General features: G+C 72.1%; 8 protein-coding genes. 6 read left to right on the top strand and 2 right to left on the bottom strand.

Annotation, left to right across the window (positions count from 1 at the left end; genetic code table 11):
* Positions 1-7: 7 nt before the first annotated feature.
* From rpmF to mutM, 3 genes are all read left to right on the top strand, one after another.
* Entirely contained in the window at positions 8-181 is a 174-nt protein-coding gene (gene rpmF / locus UW392_RS38815) for a 50S ribosomal protein L32 (protein ID WP_003951102.1), read from the top strand.
* A gap of 7 nt (positions 182-188) precedes the next feature.
* Positions 189-1016, top strand: coding sequence for a ribonuclease III (gene rnc, locus UW392_RS38810; protein WP_320779948.1), 828 nt, complete (start codon positions 189-191; stop codon positions 1014-1016).
* A 100-nt stretch (positions 1017-1116) separates the two neighbouring features.
* Entirely contained in the window at positions 1117-1977 is an 861-nt protein-coding gene (gene mutM, locus UW392_RS38805; RefSeq protein WP_320779947.1) for a bifunctional DNA-formamidopyrimidine glycosylase/DNA-(apurinic or apyrimidinic site) lyase, read from the top strand.
* Here mutM and UW392_RS38800 read toward each other — a convergent pair.
* Entirely contained in the window at positions 1967-2371 is a 405-nt protein-coding gene (locus tag UW392_RS38800) for a helix-turn-helix domain-containing protein (RefSeq protein ID WP_320779946.1), read from the bottom strand. The two genes, mutM and UW392_RS38800, sit on opposite strands and share 11 nt — an antisense overlap.
* Before the next feature lie 61 nt (positions 2372-2432).
* Positions 2433-3620, bottom strand: coding sequence for a CAP domain-containing protein (locus UW392_RS38795; protein ID WP_320779945.1), 1188 nt, complete (start codon positions 3618-3620; stop codon positions 2433-2435).
* 175 nt (positions 3621-3795) lie between these two features.
* Here UW392_RS38795 and UW392_RS38790 point away from each other — a divergent pair, with 175 nt between their 5' ends.
* From UW392_RS38790 to smc, 3 genes are all read left to right on the top strand, one after another.
* Entirely contained in the window at positions 3796-4077 is a 282-nt protein-coding gene (locus UW392_RS38790; protein WP_320779944.1) for an acylphosphatase, read from the top strand.
* 396 nt (positions 4078-4473) lie between these two features.
* Positions 4474-4686, top strand: coding sequence for a hypothetical protein (locus UW392_RS38785; RefSeq protein ID WP_320779943.1), 213 nt, complete (start codon positions 4474-4476; stop codon positions 4684-4686).
* Between the two features lie 256 nt (positions 4687-4942).
* On the top strand, positions 4943-8545 hold the full coding sequence (gene smc / locus UW392_RS38780; protein WP_320779942.1) for a chromosome segregation protein SMC: 3603 nt from the start codon (positions 4943-4945) through the stop codon (positions 8543-8545).
* The last annotated feature ends 307 nt before the right edge of the window (positions 8546-8852 follow it).

Here is an 8852-nt window from a genome sequence, read left to right as displayed (position 1 = left end):
AGTAGCCGTGGCTGTTCCGAAGCGGAAGATGTCGCGCAGCAACACGCGCCACCGCCGGTCGCAGTGGAAGGCTGCGGTCCCCACCCTGGTTGCGTGCGAGCGCTGCCACGAGCCCAAGCAGCAGCACATCGCGTGCCCGTCTTGCGGCACCTACAACAAGCGCCAGGTCCTCGAGGTCTGAGCGGCTGGTGACAGGCACTGTGTCCACTGCCAAGAAGGCGGAAGACGCCAAGGCGGACCCGTCCGCCAAGAAGAAGGCGGACAACCAGGCCTCGTCCCACACGCTTCTGGAAGGGCGGCTCGGGTACCACCTCGAGTCCGCCCTTCTGGTGCGTGCGCTGACGCACCGTTCCTACGCGTACGAGAACGGCGGTCTGCCGACGAACGAGCGGCTGGAGTTCCTCGGGGACTCCGTGCTCGGTCTCGTCGTCACCGACACGCTGTACCGCACCCACCCCGACCTGCCCGAAGGCCAGCTGGCCAAGTTGCGGGCCGCGGTGGTCAACTCACGTGCGCTGGCGGAGGTCGGCCGCGGGCTCGACCTGGGCTCCTTCATCCGGCTCGGCCGCGGTGAAGAGGGCACGGGCGGCCGGGACAAGGCATCCATCCTCGCCGACACCCTCGAAGCGGTGATCGGCGCGGTCTACATCGACCAGGGTCTGGACGCGGCGGGGGAGCTGGTGCACCGCCTCTTCGACCCCCTGATCGAGAAGTCCTCGAACCTCGGCGCCGGCCTGGACTGGAAGACCAGCCTCCAGGAGCTGACCGCGACCGAAGGGCTCGGCGTCCCCGAGTACCTGGTCACGGAGACCGGCCCCGACCACGAGAAGACCTTCACCGCTGCCGCCCGCGTCGGAGGCGTCTCGTACGGCACCGGCACCGGCCGCAGCAAGAAGGAAGCGGAACAGCAGGCCGCGGAGTCCGCGTGGCGGTCCATCCGGACCGCGGCGGACGAACGCGCCAAGGCGGCCGAGGCCGCCGAGGAGAGCGCCGACGCACCGTCGGCCTCCGCCTGATCCGCTTCGCTCCGAAGAAGAGAAGCGCACCCGAGCGCCCGCCCCCGCCCGGGGCGGGCGCTCGGTGTCGTCGCCACACCGTCCCGCCGATGGGAAGCGCATGCCCGAGTTGCCCGAGGTCGAGGTCGTCCGGCGTGGTCTGGAGCGATGGGTCGCCCACCGGACCGTCGCCGACGCCGACGTCCTGCACCCCCGTGCCGTCCGCCGCCACCTGGCAGGGGGCGACGACTTCGCCCAGCGGTTGAAGGGCCACCGCGTCGGTGTGCCCAGCCGCCGCGGCAAGTACCTGTGGCTGCCCCTCCAGGACAGCGGCCAGGCGGTCCTCGCCCACCTCGGCATGAGCGGACAGCTGCTGGTCCAGCCGCACGAGGCCCCGGCCGAGAAACACCTGCGCGTCCGGGTGCGGTTCGCCGACGCCCTCGGCACCGAGCTGCGCTTCGTCGACCAGCGGACCTTCGGCGGGCTCTCTCTGCACGACACCGGCCCCGACGGGCTGCCCGACGTCATCGCGCACATCGCCCGCGATCCGCTGGACCCGCTCTTCGACGACGACGCCTTCCACCGGGCACTGCGCCGCAAGAGCACCACCGTCAAGCGGGCCCTGCTCGACCAGTCTCTGATCAGCGGCGTCGGCAACATCTACGCGGACGAGGCGCTCTGGCGCTCCCGCCTGCACTACGAACGTCCCACGGCGACGCTCACCCGGCCCCGTACCGCCGAGCTGCTCGGCCATGTCAGGGACGTGATGAACGCGGCCCTCGCGGTCGGCGGCACCAGCTTCGACAGCCTGTACGTCAACGTCAACGGGGAGTCCGGTTACTTCGACCGCTCGCTCGACGCGTACGGCCGGGAAGGGCAGCCCTGCGGCCGCTGCACCACGCCGATGCGCCGCCGGCCGTGGATGAACCGGTCCAGCTACTACTGCCCGAAGTGCCAGCGCCCGCCGCGCGTCACGCCGTAGCGACGCGCTCGGCGTCGTAGCGCTCTCTCGCGGCGAGGACCTCGTCCATGCTGCCTTCGAGGCATTCGATGAGGGCGATCAGCCGGCGGGCCGTCTCACGGCCGAGGGGAGTCAGCTCGTAGTCGACGCGAGGCGGGTTGGTGGGCTGTGCCTCGCGGTGCACCAGACCGTCGCGCTCCAGCGCGTGCAGGGTCTGGGAGAGCATCTTCTCGCTGACGCCGTCCACCCGGCGCCGCAGCTCGTTGAAGCGGAGGGAGCCCTCGAACAGGGCCCCGAGCGTGAGCGCTCCCCAGCGCCCCGTGACGTGCTCCAGCGTGCCGCGGGACGGACACGCCCGGGAGAACACGTCGTACGGAAGGCTCAGCCCCTCCGTGCGCTCGTGCGTGGTCGACATGTCTTCCAGCGTACGTGAGCGCAGCGCTGTCCCGCAGAGGGCGCCGACCGCCCGGTATGCGTCAGTATCCGAAGTCCTGCGTCCACCAGGGGCCGCCCGACCCGAAGTGGACTCCGACGCCCAGAGACGTGAAGTCGCAGTTCAGGATGTTGGCCCGGTGGCCCTCGCTGTTCATCCAGGCGTCCATCACGGCCGCGGCGTCCGCCTGGCCGCGGGCTATGTTCTCGCCGCCGAGGCCGGATATCCCAGCTGCCTCGGCCCGGTCCCAGGGGGTCCGGCCGCTGGGGTCGGTGTGGTCGAAGAAGTCCTCGGCGGCCATGGCCTCGCTGAAGCTCTCCGCCAGTCCGGACAGCGCGCTGTCGGCGGCGACCGGTGTGCAGCCGACCTTGGCCCGCTCCACGTTGACGAGCCGGAGCACCTCCGCCTCGGCCGCGGCCTCGCGGGAGACGGCGGCGGACCCGCCGGACGGGCTCTCCGTCTGCTGCTGGGCCTCCTGCGTGGCCGAGCGCGACGGGGTGGACCCGGTCTCTCCGGCGTCGGACGCCGCAGGTGCCTCCGCCGCCTTCTCGGCCTTCTTCTCTTCCTTCTTCTCCTGCGACGGCGTCTTCTCGTCCGGGGTGGGGGATGCCGGGGCGGACGGCTTCCCCGACGCGGAGGCGGCGGGGGAGGAGGGGGATGCCGAGCGGCCGGCGCCGGCCGCCGCGTCCTCGCCGCCGCTGCCGACGGTGCCGGAGGTGCCGCCCTGTCCGCCGGGTGTGTTGGCGGGGGAGTCCGCGGCCTGCACCTTGTCGCTGCCGCCCGGACCGCCGCCGATGCGCAGCCCGTCGAGGCCGGGCACCACGCCCGTGGCCACGGCGACCGCGCCGAGGGCGACGGCGGCGGAGGCACCGAGCAGGCCCGTACGGACCGGGGCGCCGCCCGCCTTCTTCCGGCGGCGGCGTGTTCCCGGGCGTTCGGGGCCGTCCTCGGCGCGGTCGCCCTCGGGCCGGAAGCCGTCCTGGGGGAAGGCCACCGTGGCACCGGCCGGCTGCCGGGAGCCGTCGTCGGCCGTGCCCTGCGTGCCGTACAGGTAGGCGTCGCTCCTGGCCCGCTCCTCGGCGTACGCCTCGGGGTTCAGGTAGGGGGCCGTCCCCAGCGTGGGGCCGTCCCCGGCGAAGGCCCGCGGGTCGTGGGGCCGTGCCCCGGAGCCCTCCGGCTGCGCGGCCTCGGCGGCGCGGCGGCCGGCGGCGGAGCGTCGGTGGCGTCCCATGTACTGGCCTTCCTCGTACTCGCGGTCGACTCGTCCTCTTGATCAAGTCCCCTTGATCAACACCAAACCCACACGATCGAGTGAGTTTCATGTGAGTTTCATTGGGTCGGGACGGTACCGCATGGCGCCGGGGGAGGAAGTGCCCGCAGGGACATCGGCCCGTTAGGTTGCACTCATGAGCGAGGATGTACGACTGGTCGCCTGGGTGCGCGGACGCGTCCAGGGTGTGGGTTTCCGCTGGTTCACGCGGGCGAGGGCACTGGAGCTGGGCGACCTGAGTGGTTTTGCTCTCAATCTGGGGGACGGGCGCGTCCAAGTGGTCGCGGAGGGCCCCCGGGAGCGCTGCGAAGGACTCCTCGACTGGCTCCGCGGCGACGACACGCCCGGCCGCGTGGACGGCGTCACCGAGATCTGGGACACACCCCGCGGCGGCTACGACGGCTTCGCCATCCGCTGACCCCCGGCCGGCGACGGCCCCGCGCCCACGGCCCCGAGCCGCCTCCGCGAGCCCGTCCGGAGCGGAAACGAGCAGGTGGTTGCCAAGAATCGCTTGCCATGGCAGGCTCCGGACGGCAGGATCATCGCCACGCCCCGAGGGGCCCGCAGAAGAGGCAGCGCCGCCGTTCCCGCGCCGCGTGCCCCGGGCCGTCCGCCAATACGGGGTGTGATCGTGTTGACCGTCAAACTTTTTGGTGAGACTCTGAAAGCCCCGCGCACCTTAGCTGTTTGGCATGGTTGGACGGCAGTAGGAACAGCAGTAAGAACGCGAAGAAAAGTGCCAGGCACCGCGGGTGCGAATCCCTCACGACCCACACCGCATCGGTCGGTCACTCATTGTGGAGGACCATCCATCATGGCAAAGGCGCTTCTCGGTTACGTCGGCGGCTCCGACCCGCGACTCCTCGCCGAGATGCGACGGCTCCAGCAGCGCGTCCAGGACCTGGAATCCGAGCTCGTCCGGATTCAGGCGGAGAACGACGCGCTGGCGGCTGCCGCTTCTCACGACAGGATCCTGGAGAGCATGGAGAGCGTTGACGCACACCAGGCGGAGCCCGCGCTCACCTGATCACTCACACTGATCACTGCATCGCTCCGGCACAGCACCAGCAGTGGTTGGCACCCGTACAACCGCTCGGTTGCTCAGAGTTGCAAGGGACGCTTCGGCGTCCCTTCTTTCTTTCCTCCCGCGCCCCCGCGCCGATCCGCCCCCACGCGCCTTCAGCTTCTTTAACGTCTGATGTGCCCTGCGCGTTCAACGGTGAAACCGCGCGGGTCCAAGCGTTCGTGGAGTGAGACACCACCGGAAGGTAGAGTCCGGCGGCGTGCACCTGAAGGCCCTGACCCTCCGCGGGTTCAAGTCGTTCGCCTCGGCGACCACGCTCCGGTTCGAGCCGGGCATCACCTGCGTGGTCGGTCCTAACGGCTCGGGCAAGTCGAACGTCGTGGACGCGCTCAGCTGGGTCATGGGCGAACAGGGCGCCAAGTCGCTGCGCGGCGGCAAGATGGAGGACGTCATCTTCGCCGGCACCACCGGCCGCCCGCCGCTCGGCCGGGCCGAGGTGTCCCTCACCATCGACAACTCCGACGGGGCCCTGCCCATCGAGTACGCCGAGGTCACCATCACGCGGATCATGTTCCGCAACGGCGGCAGCGAGTACCAGATCAACGGTGACACCTGTCGCCTCCTGGACATCCAGGAACTCCTCTCCGACTCCGGCATCGGCCGCGAGATGCACGTCATCGTCGGCCAGGGCCAGCTCGACTCCGTCCTGCACGCCGATCCCATGGGCCGCCGCGCCTTCATCGAGGAGGCCGCCGGTGTTCTCAAGCACCGCAAGCGCAAGGAGAAGGCGCTCAGGAAACTGGACGCCATGCAGGCCAACCTCGCGCGCGTGCAGGACCTCACGGACGAACTGCGGCGCCAGCTGAAGCCGCTCGGCCGCCAGGCGGCGGTGGCTCGCCGGGCCGCCGTCATCCAGGCCGACCTGCGCGACGCCCGGCTGCGGCTCCTCGCCGACGACCTGGTCCGGCTGCGCGAGGCGCTGCGGGCCGAGATCGCCGACGAGGCCGCGCTGAAGGAGCGCAAGGAGGCCGCCGAACAGGAGCTGGGCAAGGCGCTGCGGCGCGAGGCACAGCTGGAGGACGAGGTGCGCCGGCTCACCCCGCGCCTCCAGCGGACCCAGCAGACCTGGTACGAGCTGTCCCAGCTCGCCGAACGGGTGCGCGGCACGGTGTCGCTGGCCGACGCGCGCGTGAAGAGCGCCACGTCCGCCCCCGAGGAGGAGCGCCGGGGCCGCGACCCGGAGGAGCTGGAGCGCGACGCCGCCCGCGTCCGCGAACAGGAGGCCGAGCTGGAGGCCGCCCTGGAGGCGGCCCGGCGCGCGCTGGAGGACACGGTCGCACACCGCGCGGAGCTCGAACGGGAGCTGGCCGCGGAGGAACGCCGCCTCAAGGACGCCGCACGGGCCATCGCCGACCGCCGCGAGGGCCTCGCACGGCTCAGCGGCCAGGTGGGCGCCGCCCGCTCCCGCGCCGCCGCCGCCCAGGCCGAGATCGAACGGCTGGCCACCGCCAGGGAGGAGGCACGGGAGCGGGCCGTCGCCGCGCAGACGGAGTACGAGACGCTCAAAGCCGAGGTCGACGGGCTCGACGCCGACGACCACGAACTCGCCGCACGCCACGAGGGAGCCAAGGCGGGGCTCGCCGAGGCCGAGGCCGCGCTGACGGCCGCGCGGGAGGCGGTCACCGGAGCGGAACGCGCCCGCGCCGCGACCCGGGCCCGGCACGACGCGCTCGCCCTGGGCCTGCGCCGCAAGGACGGCACGGGCGCGCTGCTCGCCGCGCGCGACCGTCTCTCCGGGCTGCTCGGCCCGGCCGCCGAACTGCTCACCGTGGCCCCGGGACACGAGGCCGCCCTCGCCGCCGCGTTCGGCGCCGCCGCCGACGCCCTCGCCGTGACCTCCCCGACCGCGGCGGCCGACGCCCTGCGCCTGCTCCGCAAACAGGACGCGGGCCGGGCGGCCCTGCTGATCACGGGCGCGCCCGAGGACACCGCCGGCACATCCCGCACCGACGTGCCCGGCGAGGTCGCCGGCCGTGGGACCCAGCCGGCGCGGAGCGACGGGCTGACGCACGCCGCCGATCTCGTGCGGGGGCCGGACGAGCTGATGCCCGCCGTGCGGCGGCTGCTGCGCGGGACCGTCGTCGTCGGCGGCCTCGAGGACGCCGAGGAGCTGGTGTACTCCCGGCCGGGCCTGGTCGCCGTCACCGCCGAGGGCGATCTGCTCGGCGCGCACCTCGCGCAGGGCGGGTCCGCCGGAGCGCCCAGCCTCATCGAAGTACAGGCGTCCGTCGACGAGGCCGCCGCCGAGCTGGCGGAGCTGGCCGTACGGTGCGAGGAGCTGGCCGGGGTCCAGGACGCGGCGGGGGAGCGGCGCCGGGAGTGCGCCGCTCTGGTGGAGGAGCTGGCCGAGCGGCGCCGGGCCGCCGACCGGGAGAAGTCGTCCGTCGCCCAGCAGCTCGGGCGGCTCTCCGGACAGGCCCGGGGCGCGGCCGGCGAGGCCGAGCGGTCCGCCGCCGCGGCCGACCGGGCGCAGGAGGCGCTGGACAAGGCGCTGACGGACGTGGAGGAGCTGGCGGAGCGGCTCGCGGTGGCCGAGGAGACACCGGTCGACGAGGAGCCCGACACCTCCCGCCGGGACCGGCTCGCCGCCGACGGCGCCAACGCCCGGCAGACCGAGATGGAGGCCCGTCTCCAGGCCCGTACGCACGAGGAACGGGTGAAGGCGCTGGCCGGCCGGGCCGACTCCCTGGACCGGGCCGCCCGCGCGGAACGCGAGACACGCGCGCGTGCGGAGCAGCGCCGCGCCCGGCTGCGGCACGAGGCCGCCGTCGCGGGGGCCGTCGCCGCCGGGGCCCGCGGACTGCTGGCGCACGTCGAGGTCTCCCTCACCCGCGCCGACCAGGAACGGACCGCCGCCGAGGCCGCCAAGGCACGCTCCGAGCAGGAACTGGCCGGGGCCCGCACGGCGGGCCGCGACCTCAAGGCCGAGCTGGACAAGTTGACGGATTCAGTCCACCGGGGCGAGGTACTCGGCGCCGAGAAACGGCTGCGGATCGAGCAGCTGGAGACGAAGGCGCTGGAGGAACTCGGTGTGGAACCCACAGCTCTCGCGGCCGAGTACGGGCCGCACCAGATGGTGCCGCCCTCGCCCCCCGCCCAGGGCGAGGAACTCCCCGACGACCCGGAACACCCGCGCAACCGGCCCCGGCCCTTCGTCCGGAGCGAGCAGGAGAAGCGGCTGAAGGCCGCGGAGCGCGCCTACCAGCAGCTCGGCAAGGTCAATCCGCTGGCGCTGGAGGAGTTCGCGGCGCTGGAGGAGCGGCACCAGTTCCTCAGCGAGCAGCTGGAGGACCTGAAGAAGACCCGCGCCGACCTGCTCCAGGTCGTCAGGGAGGTCGACGAGCGCGTCGAACAGGTCTTCACCGAGGCCTACCGGGACACCGCACGGGAGTTCGAGGGCGTGTTCGGGCGGCTGTTCCCCGGCGGCGAGGGACGGCTGGTGCTGACCGACCCCGACAACATGCTCACCACGGGCGTGGACGTCGAGGCCCGGCCGCCGGGCAAGAAGGTCAAGCGGCTCTCGCTGCTCTCCGGCGGGGAGCGGTCGCTGACGGCCGTGGCGCTGCTGGTGTCGATCTTCAAGGCGCGGCCCAGTCCGTTCTACGTGATGGACGAGGTCGAGGCGGCGCTGGACGACACGAACCTCCAGCGGCTGATCCGCATCATGCAGGAGCTCCAGGAAGCGTCGCAGCTGATCGTGATCACGCACCAGAAGCGGACCATGGAGGTCGCCGACGCGCTGTACGGCGTGTCCATGCAGGGTGACGGCGTGTCCAAGGTCATCAGCCAACGGCTGCGGTAAGGCCGACTTCAACTCTTGAACACAACTCACCATCGATCGCGGTGCAGAACGTCTTGTAGCTCACACCTCTTCCCCTTTGACTTCGAAACTTGAAGACATAGTCTCTGCAACGTTGCTTTTTCCTTCAGGAACCTTCAGGCGGTTCCGGAGGTGAACCACCCCGGCAGCGTTGCCGGTGGCCCGAGGAGTACACGTGACCAGCAGCTCTGCGCAGGCACCCAGTTCAGGAGCCAGAACGGCTCACCCCGATCATCTCGGGCACGTCATCTTCATCGCGGCGGCGGCCGCGATGGGCGGTTTCCTCTTC

Source organism: Streptomyces sp. CRN 30 (assembly GCF_034105845.1).
This window is presented reverse-complemented; position numbering and strand designations above follow the sequence as displayed.

Coding starts and splice junctions, on each gene's coding strand:
- mutM (WP_320779947.1), top strand. CDS start 1,117: ATGCCCGAGTTGCCCGAGGTCGAGGTCGTCCGGCGTGGTCTGGAGCGA.
- UW392_RS38800 (WP_320779946.1), bottom strand. CDS start 2,371: ATGTCGACCACGCACGAGCGCACGGAGGGGCTGAGCCTTCCGTACGAC.
- UW392_RS38795 (WP_320779945.1), bottom strand. CDS start 3,620: ATGGGACGCCACCGACGCTCCGCCGCCGGCCGCCGCGCCGCCGAGGCC.
- UW392_RS38790 (WP_320779944.1), top strand. CDS start 3,796: ATGAGCGAGGATGTACGACTGGTCGCCTGGGTGCGCGGACGCGTCCAG.
- UW392_RS38785 (WP_320779943.1), top strand. CDS start 4,474: ATGGCAAAGGCGCTTCTCGGTTACGTCGGCGGCTCCGACCCGCGACTC.